General features: G+C 33.8%; 21 protein-coding genes. 8 read left to right on the forward strand and 13 right to left on the reverse strand.

The window, feature by feature from the left end; genetic code table 11:
- The first annotated feature begins 32 nt into the window (after positions 1–32).
- The 5 genes from CELAL_RS06580 to CELAL_RS06600 all read left to right on the forward strand — a co-directional run bounded on the left by CELAL_RS06580 (position 33) and on the right by CELAL_RS06600 (position 4728).
- Complete coding sequence (locus CELAL_RS06580; RefSeq protein ID WP_013550123.1) at positions 33–2192, forward strand: prolyl oligopeptidase family serine peptidase; 2160 nt, start codon at positions 33–35, stop codon at positions 2190–2192.
- 82 nt (positions 2193–2274) lie between these two features.
- A complete protein-coding gene (locus tag CELAL_RS06585) occupies positions 2275–3252 on the forward strand; it encodes an ABC transporter ATP-binding protein (RefSeq protein WP_013550124.1) in 978 nt (325 codons plus the stop codon).
- A 2-nt stretch (positions 3253–3254) separates the two neighbouring features.
- Positions 3255–3656, forward strand: coding sequence for an alternative ribosome rescue aminoacyl-tRNA hydrolase ArfB (gene arfB / locus CELAL_RS06590; protein ID WP_013550125.1), 402 nt, complete (start codon positions 3255–3257; stop codon positions 3654–3656).
- Between the two features lie 69 nt (positions 3657–3725).
- Entirely contained in the window at positions 3726–4235 is a 510-nt protein-coding gene (locus CELAL_RS06595) for a DUF3124 domain-containing protein (protein ID WP_013550126.1), read from the forward strand.
- Positions 4236–4272: 37 nt separating this feature from the next.
- Positions 4273–4728, forward strand: a complete 456-nt coding sequence (locus CELAL_RS06600) for an FKBP-type peptidyl-prolyl cis-trans isomerase (RefSeq protein ID WP_013550127.1) — start codon at positions 4273–4275, stop codon at positions 4726–4728.
- A gap of 29 nt (positions 4729–4757) precedes the next feature.
- On the opposite strand, the gene CELAL_RS06605 is transcribed toward CELAL_RS06600, so the two are convergent.
- Genes CELAL_RS06605 through CELAL_RS06625 form a run of 5 tightly spaced genes read right to left on the reverse strand, consistent with a single transcriptional unit; the run spans position 4758 to position 10762 of the window.
- Positions 4758–5213 (reverse strand): 3-oxoacyl-ACP synthase, encoded by a 456-nt coding sequence (locus CELAL_RS06605; RefSeq protein ID WP_013550128.1) that lies wholly within the window; start codon positions 5211–5213, stop codon positions 4758–4760.
- A 57-nt stretch (positions 5214–5270) separates the two neighbouring features.
- On the reverse strand, positions 5271–6383 hold the full coding sequence (locus tag CELAL_RS06610) for an NAD(P)/FAD-dependent oxidoreductase (protein WP_013550129.1): 1113 nt from the start codon (positions 6381–6383) through the stop codon (positions 5271–5273).
- A 12-nt stretch (positions 6384–6395) separates the two neighbouring features.
- The gene (locus CELAL_RS06615; RefSeq protein ID WP_013550130.1) at positions 6396–7793 is read right to left on the reverse strand and encodes a hypothetical protein; all 1398 of its coding nucleotides are present in this window, start codon (positions 7791–7793) and stop codon (positions 6396–6398) included.
- A gap of 15 nt (positions 7794–7808) precedes the next feature.
- Positions 7809–10043, reverse strand: coding sequence for a DUF1573 domain-containing protein (locus CELAL_RS21390; RefSeq protein ID WP_013550131.1), 2235 nt, complete (start codon positions 10041–10043; stop codon positions 7809–7811).
- Between the two features lie 26 nt (positions 10044–10069).
- Positions 10070–10762, reverse strand: a complete 693-nt coding sequence (locus tag CELAL_RS06625) for a hypothetical protein (RefSeq protein ID WP_013550132.1) — start codon at positions 10760–10762, stop codon at positions 10070–10072.
- Positions 10763–11225: 463 nt separating this feature from the next.
- Between CELAL_RS06625 and CELAL_RS21395 the strand changes: the two genes are divergently transcribed.
- Positions 11226–12008 carry a glycoside hydrolase family 11 protein gene (locus CELAL_RS21395; protein WP_052303981.1) on the forward strand — a complete coding sequence of 261 codons (783 nt, stop codon included), beginning with the start codon at positions 11226–11228 and terminating at the stop codon, positions 12006–12008.
- A 183-nt stretch (positions 12009–12191) separates the two neighbouring features.
- Positions 12192–12896, forward strand: coding sequence for a formylglycine-generating enzyme family protein (locus CELAL_RS06635; protein WP_218916573.1), 705 nt, complete (start codon positions 12192–12194; stop codon positions 12894–12896).
- Between the two features lie 72 nt (positions 12897–12968).
- On the opposite strand, the gene accC is transcribed toward CELAL_RS06635, so the two are convergent.
- From accC to pdxA, 6 genes are all read right to left on the reverse strand, one after another.
- Positions 12969–14318 (reverse strand): acetyl-CoA carboxylase biotin carboxylase subunit, encoded by a 1350-nt coding sequence (gene accC, locus CELAL_RS06640; RefSeq protein ID WP_013550135.1) that lies wholly within the window; start codon positions 14316–14318, stop codon positions 12969–12971.
- Between the two features lie 90 nt (positions 14319–14408).
- The gene (accB, locus tag CELAL_RS06645) at positions 14409–14891 is read right to left on the reverse strand and encodes an acetyl-CoA carboxylase biotin carboxyl carrier protein (protein ID WP_013550136.1); all 483 of its coding nucleotides are present in this window, start codon (positions 14889–14891) and stop codon (positions 14409–14411) included.
- Positions 14892–14923: 32 nt separating this feature from the next.
- A complete protein-coding gene (locus CELAL_RS06650; RefSeq protein ID WP_013550137.1) occupies positions 14924–15922 on the reverse strand; it encodes a beta-ketoacyl-ACP synthase III in 999 nt (332 codons plus the stop codon).
- Between the two features lie 172 nt (positions 15923–16094).
- The gene (rpmF, locus tag CELAL_RS06655) at positions 16095–16292 is read right to left on the reverse strand and encodes a 50S ribosomal protein L32 (RefSeq protein WP_013550138.1); all 198 of its coding nucleotides are present in this window, start codon (positions 16290–16292) and stop codon (positions 16095–16097) included.
- 9 nt (positions 16293–16301) lie between these two features.
- Entirely contained in the window at positions 16302–16838 is a 537-nt protein-coding gene (locus CELAL_RS06660; protein ID WP_013550139.1) for a YceD family protein, read from the reverse strand.
- A gap of 158 nt (positions 16839–16996) precedes the next feature.
- Entirely contained in the window at positions 16997–18052 is a 1056-nt protein-coding gene (pdxA, locus tag CELAL_RS06665) for a 4-hydroxythreonine-4-phosphate dehydrogenase PdxA (protein ID WP_013550140.1), read from the reverse strand.
- 58 nt (positions 18053–18110) lie between these two features.
- On the opposite strand from pdxA, the gene CELAL_RS06670 reads away from it, so the two are divergent.
- Complete coding sequence (locus tag CELAL_RS06670) at positions 18111–18701, forward strand: riboflavin synthase (protein WP_013550141.1); 591 nt, start codon at positions 18111–18113, stop codon at positions 18699–18701.
- Here CELAL_RS06670 and CELAL_RS06675 read toward each other — a convergent pair.
- Together CELAL_RS06675 and CELAL_RS06680 are read right to left on the reverse strand one after the other, a co-directional pair.
- The gene (locus tag CELAL_RS06675; RefSeq protein WP_013550142.1) at positions 18698–18940 is read right to left on the reverse strand and encodes a putative signal transducing protein; all 243 of its coding nucleotides are present in this window, start codon (positions 18938–18940) and stop codon (positions 18698–18700) included. The two genes, CELAL_RS06670 and CELAL_RS06675, sit on opposite strands and share 4 nt — an antisense overlap.
- 47 nt (positions 18941–18987) lie before the next feature.
- Positions 18988–20079 carry an acyltransferase family protein gene (locus CELAL_RS06680; RefSeq protein WP_013550143.1) on the reverse strand — a complete coding sequence of 364 codons (1092 nt, stop codon included), beginning with the start codon at positions 20077–20079 and terminating at the stop codon, positions 18988–18990.
- Positions 20080–20140: the final 61 nt, after the last annotated feature.

The following is a 20140-nucleotide window of genomic DNA, read 5'->3' on the forward strand; positions in this document are numbered from 1 at the left end:
TGTTATTTTTAGAGGGACTAATTAAACGACCTATGAAAAAAATTGCCAGCATAGCACTTACTACCATACTATTAGTAAGTTGCGAAACAACACCTAAAAAAGAAAAAATAACTGTGAATTATCCTACAACACATAAAGCAGATAGTATAGACACCTATTTTGGCACTGAAATAAAAGACCCATACCGGTGGTTAGAAGATGATAAAAGCTCAGAAACGGAAGCCTGGGTAAAAGCTCAGAACAAAGTTACATATGGCTATTTAGAACACATTCCTTTTCGTTCAGATTTAAAGAAGCGCTTAGAGAAACTATGGAATTATGAAAAATTAGGATCCCCCTTTACGGAGGGCGACTATCATTATTTCTATAAAAATGACGGACTTCAAAACCAATATGTAGTCTATAGAAAAAAAGGAGAAGATACAGAAGCAGAAGTTTTTTTAGATCCTAATACCTTTTCTAAAGATGGCACAACCTCTCTAGCAGGTCTAGACTTTTCTAAAGATGGAAGCAAAGCTGCTTATTCTATCTCCGAAGGTGGTAGTGATTGGCGCAAAGTAATCATCTTAGATGCTACCAAAAACGAGGTTATTGAAGACACCTTAGTCGATATTAAATTCAGTGGCGTCTCTTGGAAAGAAAATGACGGGTTCTACTACTCCAGCTATGACAAGCCAAAAGGAAGTGAATTATCTGCCAAAACAGATCAGCACAAATTATACTATCATAAATTGGGAACACCTCAAAAAGAAGATATTTTAATTTACGGGGGAACTCCTGATCAAAAACACCGCTATATAAGCGGTAGCGTTACTGAAGATGGCCACTACTTATTTGTTTACCCAAAAACATCAACCTCAGGAAGTAAGCTTTTAATGAAAGACCTTACAAAACCAGAGGCTAAGTTTGTAACGATTCTTGACCATACTGATACCGATAGCTATGTCATTGAAAACGAAGGTTCTAAATTGTATATTATGACCAATATGGGCGCTCCAAACCAGAAAGTAGTTACCGTTGATGCGGCAAATCCTAGCTCAGAAAATTGGGTAGATTTTATTCCTGAAACTGAAAATGTTTTGTCACCAAGTACGGGCGGAGGCTATTTTTTTGCAGAATATATGGTTGATGCTATTTCTAAAGTATATCAATATGATTACGATGGGAAACTAATTCGTGAAGTGAAATTACCTGGCGTTGGTTCCGCAGGAGGTTTTGGCGGTAAAAAGGAGGAAAAAGAATTCTACTTTTCATTTACCAACTACAGTACCCCTGGATCTTTATACAAGTATAGCGTAGAAACAGGCGACTACACACAGTATTGGAAACCAAGTATAGATTTCAATCCATCGGACTATGAATCTAAGCAAGTATTCTTCACCTCAAAAGATGGCACAAAAGTTCCAATGATTATTACCCACAAAAAAGGTATAGAACTCAATGGCAAAAATCCGACTATATTATATGGTTATGGTGGTTTTAATATCAGCCTAACTCCTTCTTTTAGCATTGCAAATGCTGTTTGGATGGAACAAGGTGGTATCTATGCTGTTCCTAACCTAAGAGGTGGCGGTGAATATGGTAAAAAATGGCACGATGCTGGAACAAAATTACAGAAGCAAAATGTGTTTGATGATTTTATTGCTGCCGCAGAATACCTAATTAAGAAAAAATATACTTCTAAAGAATACTTAGCCATTAAAGGAGGTTCTAATGGTGGGTTATTGGTAGGCGCAGTTATGACACAAAGACCAGATTTAATGAAAGTTGCCATGCCAGCCGTAGGTGTTTTAGACATGCTACGTTACCATACCTTTACCTCCGGTGCAGGCTGGGCTTATGATTACGGAACTTCTGAAGATAATAAAGAGATGTTTGAGTACTTAAAGGGATATTCTCCTGTACACAATGTAAAAAAAGGAACCGCATATCCCGCAACTATAGTTACCACCGGTGATCATGATGACCGTGTAGTGCCTGCACATAGTTTTAAATTTGCCGCAGCCCTACAAGAAGCACAAGCGGGAGACAACCCTACTTTAATACGTATTGATGTAAATGCTGGACATGGCGCAGGTAAATCTACCGAAGCTATTATTAATGAGCAAGTAGACCTACAGGCTTTTACGCTATTTAACATGGGGTTTGATAAACTACCGAACCAAGCCGTTTTAAAAGAGTTTAAAGAATAATATTTCAAATAATTAAGAATAAAATCCGTTTCCTCTGGGAACGGATTTTTTATTTCTAATTTTGTCCGTAATAGAACATCCTATGTTACACGTAAACAAACTTTCTTTTTCATACTCATCCAATCAAATCATTTCTGATATTAGCTTTACTGCTGAAAAAGGAGCACATATTTCTATTATTGGAGAAAGTGGCTGCGGAAAAAGTACCCTATTGAAACTTCTCTATGGTATTTTACAACCTAATACTGGGACTATACTTTGGGATGATAAACCTGTTTTTGGACCTGATTTTAAATTGGTTCCAGGAGAGACCTTCATGAAATACCTTTCTCAAGATTTTGATTTGATGCCCTATTTATCAGTAGAAGATAATGTAAGTCAGTTTTTATCTGTTTTTTATCCAAAAGAACTAAAAGAGCGTACAGATGAGCTTCTAGAAATGATTGAGATGACTGCATTTGCCAAGACCAAAGTAAAACTATTAAGCGGTGGTCAACAGCAAAGAGTAGCTTTAGCAAGAGTTCTTGCTCAGAAACCTGAGATTCTTTTACTAGATGAACCTTTTAGCCATATTGATAATTCCAGAAAGAATACGTTAAGGAGAAATCTTTTTAATTACCTGAAGTCTGAAAAAATAACCTGCATAGTAGCTTCACATGATACCCATGATATACTCTCATTTGCAGATGAGATATTAGTGCTAAAAGACCAAGGCATAGCTGCAAAAGCAAAACCAGAAGAGTTATACAATCATCCTCAAAAGAAACATATTGCTTTACTTTTTGGTGATGTAAACCTAATTGCCATTTCCTTATTAAAGCCCTATGCAACTATTGAAAAATCTATTTTAGTATACCCATCAGAACTTATAATTTCAGAAAATAGCGGCTTAAAAGTGTGGGTCAAAAATTCTTATTTTAAAGGCTCTCATTACTTAATTGAAAGTAAACTTAATGAGACCGATACTATATTATTCAACGCTCCTCATGCTTTAGAAGCAGAAAAAGAAGTATACCTAAACGTAGCCCTAGAAACTATAAATACAAGAATAAAAGACTGATTTTGAACAAGGAACTTATCGTGAACGAATTACAATTTAAGGCCGTTAGGAGTAGCGGAGCTGGTGGTCAACATGTAAATAAAGTGTCTACCAAAATTGAGTTGTTTTTTGATGTAGTAAATTCTACTAGTTTAAACATTCTTGAAAAAGAAAAGATTTATTTAAAATTAAAGAACAAGCTAAATAAAGAACATGTTTTGCAACTACAATGTGACGAAAGTAGAAGTCAGCATAAAAACAAAACACTTGCTATAAAAAGGTTCCTAGGACTTTTAGAAAATGCGCTAAAAGAACCTAAGAAACGTAAACGAACGAAACCGAGTAGATCTTCAATAGAAAAGCGCTTACACAGTAAAAAGAAAGCGGCAGAAAAAAAAGCAAATCGCACCAAAAACAATTGGTAATTACCAAACAATTAAAGGCACAAATAACTACTAAACTTTGCGTATTTTTATAGTTCTAAAGTTGAACAGATGAAAACCGTATTAAGCTTATGCTGCCTGTTATTTATTTTTGCATCTTGTGAAGATAAAGAACCCAAATCATCAGACACTAATCTGAATTGGAAACAAAGAATGCATACCACCACTTTACCTGACTCTTTAGAAAGTGGCAGCAGCTACCTATCTGTCTATTCACAGATTTATAGCGTTACAGAACATGTTACACATGATTTAACGGCTACGGTAAGCATCCGAAACACGAGTAGAAAAGATACTTTATACATTACTAAAGGAGAATATTTTGATTCTCAAGGAAAACATCTTAACACGTATATTGATAAAACAATTTATCTGAATCCGCTTGAAACTTTAGCCATTGTTATTGCTGAAAAAGATAAAGAAGGAGGTCCAGGTGCTAATTTTATTTTTGATTGGCAAGTAAAGCCAAGCACATCAGAACCTTTATTTGAAAGTGTAATGATTTCTACTTCGGGCTCTCAAGGCTTGTCTTTTACTACGCAAGGAAAAAAAATAGATTAGAATTAAATTAGGCTACATATATTTGTAAAAAAAACAAATGAAAAATATCTTTTTGTCTTTATGCATTATCCTATTTTTAGGCTGTAGTGGTGATAAAGAAAACATTGATTATGTTACCCAAAATGAAGCTGATATAGCTGCGTATATCGCTGCAAATAACATTGAAGCCATTAGAAGTGAAACAGGTCTGTACTATAGTATTGATGAACAAGGCGATGGCGAAAAGCCAATGGCTAGTTCTAGCGTTACGGTTGCTTATAAAGGCTACTTTTTAGATGGAGCTGTCTTTGACGAAAGCGATGCTAGTGGAATTACTTTTAACCTAAATGGCGTAATTCAAGGGTGGACAGAAGGTATCACCTATTTTAATGAAGGTGGTTCTGGAAAACTTTTTGTGCCGGCACATTTAGGGTACGGATCAAACGACAATAGATCCATACCTGGTGGTTCTGTTTTAATTTTTGATATCAACTTATTGAAAATAAACAATTAAAAAATAAAATGAAATTCTCTAAAACAGATTTAGAGAATTTCATTAATTGTAATTTCATTGGTATTAAAAGTAACTACATCCTGTTTTTCTTTACCAAAAAGTAGCTTGCCCATAGGGGTTTCTGAAGAAATACAATACACAGAAATGCCATCTCCCTTAAATTCTCCTGCCGAAATTCCTAGAAAATAATTGGCTTTATTAGTTTTCACTAAATTACCCAAACCAACAAAATCTGTCTTTGTTTTAATATTTACCATATCTAAAACCTTTGCCATTTTCTCAGCTTCAGCTAACTGAACCCCAGATTTTTCTAGCTCTAATTGAATCATAGCTCTACCTGTTTCATGTTTATCACCAGCACTACTCTTAGTTTCACTGTTCAAGGATTCTTTAAAATCTGCTATATCTTTACGAATACGAGATACCCGATTATCTGCAAAATTTTTACAGAAGTCATATAACTGTTTTTTTAAATTTTGTTCCATCACTATTAGATTTTAAATTAAAGCAAAAAATGGTATTATTTTTTTACGCGGGCAAATCTAGACTAAATCTGCCAATTCTTTACCAATAATACTACCAATTGCAATTCCCATTCCTCCCATTCTTATTCCACAATACACATGGTTAGAAACTTGCTTAACAATGGGTCTTTTTTGTGGCCCTACTCCCATAATACCACTCCACCTTTGATCAATTTCTATAGCGTATTCTGGAGCTATAACTTCTTTTAGTAATGTTTCTAATTTATTTTGAACTACTGCTGTTTCTCCAAAAGAAGTAGTTTCTTCTGTATTAAAATCTAGATTACGACCACCGCCTAATAAAATACGATCATCAATATTTCTAAAATAATAATACCCTTCATCTAAATGAAATGCACCCTTAATTTTTAGATTCTGTATAGGCTTAGTAATTAATACCTGAGCACGTGCTGGTTTAATCTCTTCTCCTAATAATTCTGCACCAAAACCATTAGTAGCTATAATCAATTTTTTGGTTGTAAACTCAAACTCGTTTGTTTTTACTGCAACACCTTCCGCTAAATCTACAAAACTTTCTACGTGTAAAGAATTTAATAGCATTACGCCACTTGATTGAACACGCCGTAGTAATTGAGCCATCATCTTCCCTGTATCAATCTGAGATTCAAAAACGTTTGTGATGTACTTATTTTGGATTTTTTTAAAATTAAAAGTATTTGCATGCACCTTAAATGCATGCCCTTTAAAAATTGGATTTAAAAAAGAATTCGTAATTTCTATTTTAGCTAAGCATGCTTCATAAAGAGCTTCTTGTTGATCGGTAAATATTTCATGCCCTCCCAAGTTTTTAAAACCTATTTCTTTATCCCCTAAGTTTTTTCGTAAAAGATGTATTCCTTCCCATCGCTTTTGTACAAGCTGATAAACCTCATCTTCTGTATGTGTTTTTAAATCAGATAAAATTTCAGAAATACTACCAAAACAGGCAAACCCTGCATTTTTAGTACTTGCGCCTTGAGGTAAAATACCCCGCTCTAAAATTAAAATTTTTGCTTTTGGATATTTAGTTTGCAGTTGTAATGCACAATTTAAGCCCACAATACCACTACCAATAATTGTAAAGTCTATAGTAGACAACCAGGTTTTATACTCCCAATAACTTAATTTCATAGTACGACTAAGTTAAGGAATAGAATCTAACTCTTGAAGTCCAAAATACAACTGTGAAATAATATTAATCTCGTTATTTTCTGCTGTTAGATTCCCTTCAAGGACTATTTTATTCCCTTCTAATTGCTGGGCATTAATTCTAATTGTTTTTAATAATGCTGCGAGCTTGTCTGCTTTCGGAATTTTTAAATCTTCTTGCAAGCTCTTAAAATTGGCAGAGAGACTAAAAAAGTAACTCCCCGTTTTTAAAGGATTAATTACAGCACCCTTTTGCGTAGCAAATGACATTAAAGAAGTCGTGTCATTTTCATAAAAAGAATACATAGGTAACGCCTTTAAAATACCATTCTCTATAGCTCCTTGTTCTTTAAAATAATTTTTAAGTGTCGTATCAGATGCCATACTTAAATAAAGTAATGGCGCTTCTTTCTCCTGTACCGCAACAGTTGCTACTTTATTAAAATTATCATCATATTCATACGTAACAATACTATCTGTTTGCATCGTAGTCCCTTTTACAGCAAGACTTAACACGCCCGTAGTTTTTTTAACCAAAGTCTCCATATCAATATTATTTTTTTCAAAAAATGAAAAATCACTTAAAAACTCAGCTGTACTTGCCTTATTCTCTGTACTAGAAAAATTCGCATCTAAATATAGTTGTAGAGAAGCATCTGGAATATCTGAATATTGAATTGAGGTGTTAAATTTATCAGGGGTATCTGTATACATAATTCCTGTTACATAAGCCTTCCCCGCATAGAAATTTAAGCTTACCTGACTTTTACCTTTCAAATACGTAATGTGGTCATCAGCCTCTTTTAAAATTTGGATATAAGGGTGGTCTGTTTCTGAGAGTAGCTTTTTATTTAGTAGAACATCATCAAAAACTGTCTTACATAATTCAAAAGCTTTTTTCGGAGCATAGGCTATGGACAGGTTTGTATCATTCCAAGCATAAATAAGCTTTGTTTTCTCATCTAGTGCGTACTTGTACTCTTTTTCTATAATAGTACAATTTCTATCTGCTAGGTATTTTTCAGCATATACATTAAATGCTTCAACATCATTAATGGGTAGTGTTGTAAACAGTGTATTTTTTACATTCTTCATGGTATAAAAAACCAATGAATATGGCTTTAAATTTATACCCTTTTTAATACGCTGTTTATCATTTTTGTCTTTTGGAGTACTTGAGAAATCTATGTGATCCCAATAAAACATTGGCGCAGAAAAAGCATCAATCAAAATAGTCTTTTGAAGGTCGTGCAAGCCTATCTTTATTACGCTTTCTGCATCTTCATGAATCCGGTATTTAAGAGAAGCAGATTTCTGGTATTGTACATAAACAAAATACCCCGCCACTGCTAAAACTAGCAATGAAAGGGTTATTTTTAAAAACTTTTTCATAAATCAATATATTATTTAATCTACTAAAGCATCAATCATATTTAAGAAATAAGCCAAACTATTTTTATGTCCTTTCCCTTCAGGTGTATTTAAAATCATTTCTCCCTCTAGAACATTTCCTTTCATTTTGCCTATTCTGAATTCTACATCTTCTACATTATTTGAAATGTAATTTAATTTTTCTCTGTAAGAATCCGGAACCATATCCTCTGGAATATCGCTAGCAATATTTTTTCCATTAATATAAATACTTCCTGCATTTTTAGAAATAAGTTTTTTATGCCTTCCCGAAACCTTAGCATTATAAGTACCATTACTCATCGCTGTGATATGTGCCTTAGAGTTACTAATTAATAAGGTATTATCTTTAAACAACATGTTTACTGTAAATGGTGCATCCGGAATTTCAACTTGGTAGAATCCGTTTTCTGCTGTTACTGCACCCTCTTTTATTCCTATGCGCATTAAGCGATTAAAAATTTCTTTTTCTTCTGATGTAATCATCAAAATAAAATTTGGTACCGCTTCTGTTTTAGTTTTAGTAACTTCTACACTCTCGTAATTTTCATCATAATCATATGTAGTGTAAGTTACTTCAACATTTTCTACGCCATTCATAACTAATAGCATATCTCCACGAACCACTTTAGCAATAGCCTCTTCATCCAATAAAATTGAAATTAATCGTGTTGCAATAGGAACAAAATCTTCTAAATGTTCTTTCTCTACCCCGTCAAACATTGCTTCAACCAATTTCGGATATGCTTTTAAAGTACCCTCTGTACTCGTATTTATTGAAAAATAACCACTCATGCTATCTTCATTAAAATACTTATAGAAGTTGCTATTCATTTTACCGTTGTATATGGCTCTTTGGTATTCTGCCATTTCTTCATTCATGGTATATATTGTTTTGATCGATGCATTTGTATCGTCAAAATTTAATTTAGAAGTCAATGACATTCCTCCATATAGTCTATCATAATTAAATATGTCATATGGGTTATCGCCATAATAACTATTTCCAAAATAAGACGGTATTGCCTCTTTATACAAAGTTGTAAAATCGTTGACCCAAACAGTAGCTTCATCTTTTCCGGCACCTACACTTTTTATATAAGAACTATTCATTAAAATACTTCCTTCTGCATAATTACCTTTAAGAGTCGCTTTTGCTTTTTCTATCACAGATACCATAGCATCTTTTCTTTTTTCTACTCTCTTTGCTTCTCTTATCTCACGCTTTCTATCTTGCTCCGCGTAGTAATCATCACTGTAAAAACTAGAATCGTAATCTTCTGTAGATTCTATTACCGTTTCTTCTATCTCATAAGCTTCTTCTACAATTTCTACAACACTTTCAACTTCGGCAACACCATCTTCCGTAATCTTCCCTTTAATATAAAGTTGTTCTGTACCATTTTCAGTATTAGCGGTAATAGTCACTGTTTTACTTTGACCACCACTCTTATTAGAACTATTAAATTTTACATCGATACTCCCTGATTCTCCAGGTGCTATCTCATCTGTAGAATAACTAGGAACAGTACAGCCACAACTAGCCTTTGCGTCTGAGATTACTAAAGAGGAACCCCCTGTATTTGTAAAATTAAATGTATGCGCTACAATATCACCTTCTTTAATGGTTCCAAAATTATACGTAGTTTCATCAAAACTCAATACAGGATAGGTAGCTTCTGCTGCATCTGCTGCTGCTTCTGCAGCTTCAGCTGCATCTTCCGCATAGTCATAATCATCATATCCGTAAACATCATCGTAATCATTCTCTTCTTGAGAAACCGTAATTAATAAGGTATCGTCATTCCACATGGTTACCATATGATCATAGTCATCTACCATATAAGCAAAATCACCATCATACTGTACTTCTTCTTTTTGATGTTCTGACAACAAGCTAAAAAAACCTCTTTTATCATTTAATGGAACTAAGAAATTATGGGTAAAGATACCCTCCTGCGTTTCCATAAAATAATAGAAGTTTTCAGATAGGTTTATTCCTAAGGTTTCTAAATTAGCTACAGCACCGTCTGTTTTTCTAGATAGTTGCTTTATAAACATTTTTCCTATTTTAGAATTTTCAAATTCTGAAATAGAAACTAAGTCGGTAATATTTCTTCCTTTAAGGGCTATTACAACACTTGCATTTTTAGGCACCTTAGTGATTAAATCTTGTGCCGAAGCTACTAAAGTAGCAAAGCAAAGGGATGTAAAAAGTAATACTTTTTTCATTGGAAATTGTATTTGATATGGTTGAATTATTTTGATAATTGTATGGTATTAGCGACACTTTTTTCTCCCAAAATAAGAGACATGGCCTCTATCTTTAAGAATACCGCTTTTTTATTTGGAGCTATTTTTGCGTGTGTATTAGAAATACTTTTAACCGCATCTTTAAAACGATAAATACTTGTATACGTAGCATCATTAAAAACTTTTCTATCTTCTCCTTTTAACTTGTAAAAGATTTTTTTGATTTTAGTATCATACGAAAAGTAACGTTTAAAATTATGAGTAGCGCTATTGTAGGCAAAATTAGTCGTATTGAAATTTGTTTTCTCTTTTTTGTTTTGTTGACGAATTAAATCCTGAAAGACAGCATCTAAATTTGCCACCTTATCAAAATTACAAGAAAGCGTAAAAATATAATTTTCGTAATCTGCTGTCTTTTTAATATTACTAATACCGCTGATGGTTTTTAAATGATTTTCGGCATCTTTTAATGCCAAGTTAATATCATCTTTAGAAGGTACTTTATAACCGTTTACACTATCTAGCAACATCACGGAGGCAATTTTACTTTTACTTCTACTCAAATTAAAAGTAACTAACATAGAACCACTTCCATCAGAATTTAGATTTATCTCTTCCAACACTTCAAAGCAACTCGTAAAAAGTGTCATTGAAAAAAATAGAATACTATAGAATGTAAATTTTTTGGTCATATGCATATGTAGTACTATTTAAGTATGTAAACTTCTAATTATGTTACAAATTGTATGAACTATTTTTTAATTTTTAGATTACAGTACAAAGAAATAACATAAAACCAGGTAAAAATACCCTGAATACCGTGAATCTTGAAATCTATAAATAACTCATTTGCAATTTACCAATAGCTAGAATAAAGCAATCCTTACCAAATAGTATAGAAACTATTTGCTCCAATAAGTCTGTAATTTACTAAAATCAAGAGCAATAATCATCGTCTACTACAAATTAATCCCCCACTCCTAACCTCTTATGTTGCATATTTTCTCACGCTCTATTTAATGCTTCAAGATTTGCAGATAATGACTCAATACTTACAGAGCAAGGCTAAACCAAGCAGTAAGTTTGAGTATAATTATTTGAAAGTCAACGCCTAGAGTTTCAAATAATTCTATTAAAATAACAATAAACCTAAATTATTACATGATGAAAAAACTAAAAATGTTTACTTTTTTATTAGGAGGAATCCTCCTTGTAAACTGTTCTACGGAAGATGCCGACACCGGCAGTACCCTTGAGGAACTAGACGTATTAAAATTTTCTGCAACCCAAGCCTTTTTTGTTGGCGATAATCGTACAGATGCCCCAACACTTAATGGTGGTTACTGGTGGACCATCTATAAAGAAGGCGGCTGGGGTAAATTAAATTTCTCTGGTGCACAAACCTATCCTGGTAATTTTGAATTAGAATATAAGGACAACCAGGATATTGTTGGTGGTAAAGGCTGGGAAAATGGTCAATGGAATAGAGTCATTAATTACAACATTGGCACCCTAGAAGGTTCCTACAAATTTGTTGGGGCGTATGGTTGGGCAAAAACTACTTCTGGCGAATTAATTGAATACTATATTGTGGATAAGAAAAAAGGAAGCGGAATTCCTGGAGTAAATAAAAATCAAGACTTTACAGTAAACAACAAAAATTACAGGTTCTTAATTCAAGATAGAGAGGGACCTTCTGTAGAAGGAGATAAAAAGTTCAAGCAATTTATTTCTGAAAACAAAAATCCAAATGGCATTGCTTTAAATGTAGATCAGCGAATTAGCTTTCAACAACATGCAGAACATTGGGGTACTTACGGTAATGAAGGTAGTTTGAATAACTGGGGATGGTACCAAGTTTTTGGTATTGAAAGCTTTAATTACACCGCAAGTCAAAATGACGGTAATGGAAACTGGGGTAAAATAAACGCTACCATCTGGTAAACTACATCGCTACAAGTACTCGCAACAATTTTAGTTAGCTCAAACTCAATCCTGCTTTTTTAAATGAAAAAATCTACAGTATACTTCTTATTTGTTCTAACCCTTCTCTTACATAGCTCCTGCGTAGAAAAGAAGGCAGAACCTCTTACTTCTGCTAATTTTATTTTTGTAAAAGGAGGAATAATGAAAAATAAGAATTCACAATTGTATGGAATTAAAGGTAAAGTTCTTGACTTTTATATGGGTAAGTTTGAAGTTACGCAAAAGGAATGGAACGAAATTATGCCCATTAACCCTTCTAACACTATAGGTGACAATTTACCTGTTGAAATGGTTACTTGGTATGAATGTATCACCTATTGCAATAAACGAAGTAACAAAGAAGGCTTGCTTCCTTATTATGCTATTGATACTACCAAAGATACTTTAGATGGAGATATTCGTATCAATAAAAAAGCAAATGGGTACAGATTGCCAACAGAGGTAGAATGGGAATATGCTGCTGGAGGTGGGCAGCTAAGCAAAAGTTTTACATTTAGCGGTAGTAATGAGATTAACAGTGTTGCGTGGACTTGGAAAGATACAGGTGATACTATTCTTTCTGGAAACTGGAACTACCGAAGCATGCAACGCAATCACTGCTCCACGAAACCTGTGGGTTTAAAAAAACCTAATGAACTGGGTTTTTATGATATGACTGGCAACGTTATGGAATGGTGTGAAGAGTGGCATGTAACAGAACATATTTCTAAGGGAACATACCGAACTCAAAGAGGTGGCGGATGGATCAACATAGATGATTATGCTAAAGTAGCTCACAGAGGGTATAATGAAGCCAAAAGAAGAGCTATGGATCAAGGTTTTAGAATCTGTAGAAATAAAGAATAAAATTATCGCTTGAACTTTTAAAATACCTACAAAACAAAAACTCCGGCTATATGCCGGAGTTTTTTATACTATTTATTCCTTAGGAGGATCCATTTTAAAATCTTCCATAAATTTGGTGGTATAATTTCCTGCCAAATAATCTGGATGATCCATCAATTGTCTATGAAAAGGGATTGTTGTTTTTACACCTTCTATTACAAATTCATCTAAAGCACGCTTCATTTTATTAATAGCCTCTTCTCTTGTTTGAGCTGTGGTTATTAATTTAGCGATCATAGAATCATAATTTGAAGGTATAGTATAGCCACTATATACATGCGTATCTAAACGAATACCGTGACCTCCAGGAGTATGTAAGGTTGTTATTTTTCCTGGTGAAGGGCGAAAATCATGATAAGGATCTTCTGCATTAATTCTACATTCAATAGAATGTAACTTAGGTAAATAGTTTTTACCAGAGATTGGAACACCAGCAGCTACAAGAATTTGCTCACGAATAAGATCGTAATCTATTACTTGTTCTGTTATAGGGTGCTCTACTTGAATACGTGTATTCATCTCCATAAAATAGAAGTTACGGTGTTTATCTACCAAAAATTCTATCGTACCTGCACCTTCATATTTTATAAACTCAGCTGCTTTTACTGCAGCTGCACCCATTTCATCTCGTAACTTATCGGTCATGAAAGGAGAAGGAGTTTCTTCGGTAAGCTTTTGATGACGTCTTTGAATAGAGCAATCTCTTTCTGACAAGTGACATGCTTTACCGTATTGATCCCCAACAATTTGAATTTCAATATGTCGTGGCTCTTCAATAAGCTTTTCCATGTACATACCGCCATTACCAAATGCCGCTTTAGCTTCTTGAACAGCACTATTGTAAAGATCTTCTAATTTATCTTCACTCCAAACAGCACGCATTCCTTTTCCACCACCACCAGCAGTTGCTTTTATCATAACGGGATATCCCATTTTTTTAGCAATCTTTTTGGCATCTGCAACATCTTTTAACAACCCATCAGAACCAGGCACACAAGGTACGCCAGCTTCTTTCATTGTTATTTTTGCAGTAGCTTTATCACCCATTTTATCTATTTGGTCCCCAGAGGCACCAATAAACTTAATATCGTGTTCTGCACAAATTCTTGAAAATTTAGAATTTTCAGATAAAAACCCGTATCCTGGGTGAATAGCATCAGCATTTGTAATTTCTGCTGCTGCTATAATATTTGGTATTTTTAAATAAGACTCACTACTAGGAGCTGGACCAATACATACTGCTTCATCTGCAAAACGTACATGCAGACTTTCTTCATCGGCCTTAGAATAAACTGCAACAGTTTTAATTCCCATCTCACGGCAGGTCCTGATAATACGCAGTGCAATTTCTCCTCTATTTGCAATTAATATTTTTTTAAACATCTTTTGAAATTTTAAATGTTGAATCCTAAATTTTAAATGGATTTTAAATGGTTGAAGACAACCATTTAAAATTTAAGTATCTAAAATTTCTTATGATGGATCTACCAAAAATAATGGTTGATCAAATTCCACTGGTGAAGAATCGTCTACTAAAACTTTAACAATCTTACCCGAAACCTCAGATTCAATATCATTGAATAATTTCATTGCTTCAATAACACAAAGTACATCTCCTTTGTTTATAGTACTACCGACTTCAACAAAAACAGGTTTTTCTGGTGAAGCTTTTCTATAGAATGTACCAATAATTGGCGACTTTATAGTGATGTATTTATCATCCTCATTAGCTTCTGCTTTTGCTGCAATTTCTACTGAAGGAGCTTCCTCATGTGCAGGTGCTGCAGCCATCATTTGATTGTGTGCCATTGGTATTTGCTGAACATATGAAGTTGGCTCATGACCAGCTGCACCTGTGCGAATTGTTATTTTGATGTCTTCCATCTCTAATTTAACTTCGCTAGCACCTGATTTGGCTACAAATTTAATCAAGCTTTGAATTTCTTTAATATCCATCGAATTCTAGTTTAATATAATAGTTGATATTGTTATTTTGAGTTATATGCCCATTTTAAATAGATAGATCCCCAAGTGAATCCTCCTCCGAAAGCAGCAAAAACCAAGTTATCCCCTTTTTTTAATTGCTTTTCGTAATCATTTAATAAAAGCGGTAAAGTTGCAGATGTTGTATTCCCATACTTCTGAATATTCATCATTACTCTATCATGATCTAAGCCCATTCTATTAGCTGTAGCATCAATAATACGTTTATTGGCTTGGTGTGGCACCAACCAATCAACATCATCATGTGTTAATGAATTACGTTCCATGATTTGAGCTGCTGCTTCTGCCATATTAGACACCGCAAATTTAAATACTGTTTTACCTTCTTGAAAAATATAATGTTGTCTGTTCTTTACAGATTCTTCTGTGGCTGGCATTACAGAACCTCCTCCATTCATACTTAAATAAGACCTACCATTTCCATCAGAACGCAAATATTCATCTTGCATTCCTAAACCTTCTTCATTAGGTTCAAAAAGTGCAGCTCCTGCACCATCTCCAAAAATAATACAAGTAGTCCTATCTTCATAATCTATGATAGAAGACATTTTATCTGCCCCTATCAAAAGTACTTTTTTATACTTTCCTGATTCTATAAAACCTGCTGCAGTAGACATCCCAAATAAGAAGCTAGAACATGCCGCTAGCAAATCAAATGCAAAAGCGTTCGTTGCTCCTATTTCTGAAGCAACAAATGCAGCTGTTGAAGCCACTAAAGTATCTGGAGTAGCTGTACCCACTAATACTAAATCTATTTCTTTAGGGTCAATACCCCTTTTCTTTATTAATTCTTCTGCAGCCTTAATCGCCATATATGACGTACCGGCTCCTTCTTCTTTAAGTATTCTTCTCTCTTTAATACCTGTTCTAGTAGTGATCCATTCATCATTAGTATCTACTAGGTCCTCCAACATTTTATTCGTCATTACGAACTCAGGAACATAAGCCCCTACTGCCGTGATGGCCGCTGATATTTTAGTCATTTAGAAACATTTTTGTGCTTAAATCTTCAAAAAAGCAGCAAATTTGGTGAAAATTAGTGATTTTTTGCGACTTTTTATATTAAAAACTCTTGTTTTTAAATTTTTGAATTGCTCACATAAAAAAACTCCCACTTTTACAAGTGGGAGTCCATATACTTTCTTCAGAAGTTAATTAAGCAACTGCTTCTTCTGTATTATCAATTAAAACTTGGCCTCTGTAATATAATTTACCTTCATGCCAGTGTGCTCTATGATACAAATGCATTTCTCCAGTTGTTGGATCTTTTGCAAGAGTAGGGGCTACAGCCTTATAATGCGTTCTTCTCTTATCTCTTCTTGTTCTGGAAATCTTCCGTTTTGGATGCGCCATTTTTAAAACTTATTTATCCGTTAATAACTTTTTTAATGAATCCCAACGAGGATCCGTTTCTTTATTTTTGTTTTCCTTTACTTCTTTTGGATGCAATTTTTCTAATTTTTCCAATGCTGCTGATTTTAAAGTACCATCCTCTATTCCTGGATGCACCTTTTTTAACGGCACTGCTAAAACGATCATTTCATAAACATATTGCGAAATATCTACCTCAAAATCCCCATGTGGGATAATTAAAATTTCATCATTGTCATCATTAAACTCATCACCAAACTTAACTAGAAGCTCTAAATCTGCTTCTACTGGTTGGTCATAAGGTTCATTCGTAACATCACAATAAACGTTTACCGTACCTGTCGCGTTTATCTCTAACGCTAACATTGTACTCGATCTATTTAATACCACTGCTAAATTAATAGCTGCATTATTAAACTCATCATATTCAAAAGATTCAAAGAACGTATTATCTATCTCAAAATTAAATTCGTGTCTTCCTTGCTTCAATCCTGAAAAAGGAATAACAAACTCTTTATGCTTCTTCATGTTTGACACTTATTATTAGTGCTCCTGCCACGCAAAGGCGGGTGCAAAGATACTATTATTTTACTAAAACCCAACTTTTTAGCTTATTTTGTAAAATAGCGTTTAAGCACTGTATTTACTAATGAAATTAGCTAAAAATTATTTCTCGTCTGACTTATTTATCTAAATTCTCGTTTTAATCTCGACTTTTTAAGAGGATTTGCAGTCAGCTCACTGTATTCTGCTCTCTTCCTAAATATTTCTATTGCTTGAAAAACAGCTTCTTTAAAAGAACTATGATCTGCCTTTCCTTTTCCTGCAATTTCATAAGCTGTTCCATGATCTGGAGACGTACGCACTTTATTTAATCCAGCCGTATAATTTACACCATTCCCAAATGACAAAGTTTTAAAAGGAATTAAGCCCTGATCGTGATATGCTGCTAAAATAGCATCAAAATTCTTATACCCATCAGAACCAAAAAAACTATCTGCAGCATACGGTCCAAAAACCAAATGGCCTTCTTCTGACAGTTCTTTTATGGTTGGTTTTAAGGTATCATCATCCTCTTTACCTATAATACCATTGTCTCCACTATGCGGATTAATGCCTAATACTGCAATTTTAGGTTTAGATATACCAAAATCTACTTTTAAAGAATTTTCTATGGTAGCTACTTTACTTTTAATAAGCTCTGGTGTTATTGCAGCTGCCACATCCTTCACGGCAATATGATCCGTAAGCAAACCAACCTTTAAACCGTCAGTAATCATAAACATTAAACTTTCACCCTCCAATTCTTGTGCAAGAAAATCTGTATGTCCAGGAAAATTAAAATCATCCGCCTGAATATTACTTTTATTTATCGGAGCGGTTACTAAAACATCTATGTCGCCATCTTTTAATGCTTTTACCGCTGCCTTTAATGATTGAATAGCAAAATCTCCTGCTTCTTTAGTTGCTTCCCCAAATTTAATATTTGGAATTTCACGCCATACATTAACTACATTGATTTTTCCCGCTAAGGCCTTAGATGCTTCCTGAACACCATGATAGTTAATCTCTAAATTAAGTTCTGACTTTTGAAATGAAATTGTTTTATTAGATGCAAAAATCACTGGAGTACAGAAGTCTAACATTCGATTATCTTCAAAAGTTTTCAGCACTACCTCACAACCTATTCCGTTTAAATCGCCAATAGAAACCCCTACTTTTATTTTTTGTCTTTCCTCCATGATATCTTATGGGTTTATAGTAATTTTACAGCACAAAACTAGTTAATTAAAACGACACATGTTTACAGGAATAATTGAAACTTTAGGAGAAGTAAAGACATTAGAGAAAGAAGACACTAATTTACACATTACTGTAAGGTCTACAATTACTCCTGAACTCAAAATAGATCAAAGCGTCTCTCATAATGGCGTTTGTCTCACCGTTGTAGCCGTAAAAGGCGATTCTTATACCGTTACCGCTATTGATGAAACTTTACAAAAAACAAATTTGGCTCAATTAACCGTTGGCGATCAAGTAAATTTAGAACGTGCAATGATTCTTGGTTCTCGCTTAGACGGTCATATTGTTCAAGGACATGTAGATCAAATTGGGACCTGTACCAAGGTTGAAGAAAAAGACGGAAGCTGGCTATTCTCTTTTGAATATGATGCTACACTACATAACCCCACTATTGAAAAAGGATCTATAACCATTGATGGTACCAGTTTGACGGTAATCAACTCTGGCACCAATACGTTTAGTGTTGCCATTATACCTTATACTTATAAACATACACGCTTTAACACCTATAAAAAAGGAACCGTTGTGAACCTTGAGTTTGATGTTATTGGAAAATATGTGGCAAAATTAACAGCGAATAGACTTTAGTTTTTAGCTATTCCATTCTCATATTCAGCAACAATACCCTTTGCTTTATCCAAATCTCTACCTAAAACAGATAGCGCTATTGTAGATTCTGTACCCCCAACAAAACCTGCTATTACACCAGAATTTTGTTCATTTTTTTCAATATATGGTATATATGCCTCTTCCAATAAGCCTTTTAATAAAATAACAGTGACTTGAGTACCACTATAAATTTTTGTATATTTTTCACTATCGATCATAATATTTCTTGTTTAAATTAAAACTACAATAATCTTATGGATAGCCACTAAACTTTAATAAAAATTTGTCTTTTATAAAGTACAAGAGCTACTAATAAATAGCAACTCATTACGGTAATAGCATAAAGTAAAGACGAAAGCTGTATGGGTAAAAAATCATGAACATACAAGGTATTGAAGAGCCAAGAATGTATTGAAACACGATCCTCACCTACTTTAATTAAACCAAATAACTTACCTATAAAACTAGATAAGAAAAAAACGGTAATAGCATTTGCCCCTGCATATTTGAAAATAGTTCCAAATTGCACCTTTCTCACATCTGTACTATAATAAATTAAGGCTAAAATTAAATTAGCCCAACCAGCGGTTACCAATACAAAACTACTAGACCACAACGCTTTATTTATTGGAAAAATAAAATGCCATGCATGACCAACAATCAGCAATATCAAACCTAAACCCAATACTATTGTCGTTTTGTTTTGTTGCTTTGAAAGTAAAATTTTTCCTGTAAAAACACCTAAAAGACAACTAGCAATTGCAGGTATAGTACTCAACAAGCCTTCTGGGTCATAATCATCTTTCCACATATGGCTACCTAAAATATTTAAATCAACATAGTTTGCTAAATTATTTGGAGCCCTATCAAAGGTTGAAGCTATTCCGTTTACAGGAATAAAACCCATAGCTAACCAATACCCAATAAGTATAAACACGGTAACTCCTATTAATTGTTTCCAATTAAAATTTAAGAATAAGATAGAGGTGATAAAAAAAACCACTCCAATTCTTTGTAAGACCCCTGGAAAACGAATTTCTGAAAAATCTTTTACGAATGGGAACACCAAGGTAAAAGCCCCTAATAGCAATCCCAACCCGATTAACTTAAGGCTTCTGCTCACAATTTTTTTATAGGTATCAGCCGTAGGTTTTTTAGTACTATATGCAAAGACGATTGACGTACCCACAATAAATAAGAAAAACGGAAACACCAAATCTGTTGGCGTGTACCCATGCCAATCTGCATGTAAGAAAGGAGCATAAACTGCGGCCCAAGTTCCTGGATTATTTACTAAAATCATTAGTACAATAGTCATCCCCCTAAATATATCTACAGCAACAATTCTTTCTTTCATCTATTCTTGAGTTTATTAGTCTGACTTTAAAGTTAATTAATTTACAATACTTTTGCACCCC

It is taken from the genome of Cellulophaga algicola DSM 14237 (genome assembly GCF_000186265.1).
GTDB classification, from domain to species: Bacteria; Bacteroidota; Bacteroidia; order Flavobacteriales; family Flavobacteriaceae; genus Cellulophaga; species Cellulophaga algicola.

Bases quoted from the DNA above. Each gene is read 5' to 3' on its own strand.
- CELAL_RS06670 (WP_013550141.1), top strand. From the start codon at position 18,111: ATGTTTACAGGAATAATTGAAACTTTAGGAGAAGTAAAGACATTAGAG.
- CELAL_RS06615 (WP_013550130.1), bottom strand. From the start codon at position 7,793: ATGAAAAAGTTTTTAAAAATAACCCTTTCATTGCTAGTTTTAGCAGTG.
- CELAL_RS06680 (WP_013550143.1), bottom strand. From the start codon at position 20,079: ATGAAAGAAAGAATTGTTGCTGTAGATATATTTAGGGGGATGACTATT.
- CELAL_RS06585 (WP_013550124.1), top strand. From the start codon at position 2,275: ATGTTACACGTAAACAAACTTTCTTTTTCATACTCATCCAATCAAATC.
- CELAL_RS06605 (WP_013550128.1), bottom strand. From the start codon at position 5,213: ATGGAACAAAATTTAAAAAAACAGTTATATGACTTCTGTAAAAATTTT.
- rpmF (WP_013550138.1), bottom strand. From the start codon at position 16,292: ATGGCGCATCCAAAACGGAAGATTTCCAGAACAAGAAGAGATAAGAGA.
- CELAL_RS21390 (WP_013550131.1), bottom strand. From the start codon at position 10,043: ATGAAAAAAGTATTACTTTTTACATCCCTTTGCTTTGCTACTTTAGTA.
- CELAL_RS06660 (WP_013550139.1), bottom strand. From the start codon at position 16,838: ATGAAGAAGCATAAAGAGTTTGTTATTCCTTTTTCAGGATTGAAGCAA.
- CELAL_RS06600 (WP_013550127.1), top strand. From the start codon at position 4,273: ATGAAAAATATCTTTTTGTCTTTATGCATTATCCTATTTTTAGGCTGT.
- CELAL_RS06580 (WP_013550123.1), top strand. From the start codon at position 33: ATGAAAAAAATTGCCAGCATAGCACTTACTACCATACTATTAGTAAGT.
- CELAL_RS06610 (WP_013550129.1), bottom strand. From the start codon at position 6,383: ATGAAATTAAGTTATTGGGAGTATAAAACCTGGTTGTCTACTATAGAC.
- CELAL_RS06625 (WP_013550132.1), bottom strand. From the start codon at position 10,762: ATGCATATGACCAAAAAATTTACATTCTATAGTATTCTATTTTTTTCA.
- accB (WP_013550136.1), bottom strand. From the start codon at position 14,891: ATGGATATTAAAGAAATTCAAAGCTTGATTAAATTTGTAGCCAAATCA.
- CELAL_RS06595 (WP_013550126.1), top strand. From the start codon at position 3,726: ATGAAAACCGTATTAAGCTTATGCTGCCTGTTATTTATTTTTGCATCT.
- CELAL_RS21395 (WP_052303981.1), top strand. From the start codon at position 11,226: ATGATGAAAAAACTAAAAATGTTTACTTTTTTATTAGGAGGAATCCTC.
- CELAL_RS06650 (WP_013550137.1), bottom strand. From the start codon at position 15,922: ATGACTAAAATATCAGCGGCCATCACGGCAGTAGGGGCTTATGTTCCT.
- pdxA (WP_013550140.1), bottom strand. From the start codon at position 18,052: ATGGAGGAAAGACAAAAAATAAAAGTAGGGGTTTCTATTGGCGATTTA.
- accC (WP_013550135.1), bottom strand. From the start codon at position 14,318: ATGTTTAAAAAAATATTAATTGCAAATAGAGGAGAAATTGCACTGCGT.
- CELAL_RS06635 (WP_218916573.1), top strand. From the start codon at position 12,192: ATGAAAAATAAGAATTCACAATTGTATGGAATTAAAGGTAAAGTTCTT.
- CELAL_RS06675 (WP_013550142.1), bottom strand. From the start codon at position 18,940: ATGATCGATAGTGAAAAATATACAAAAATTTATAGTGGTACTCAAGTC.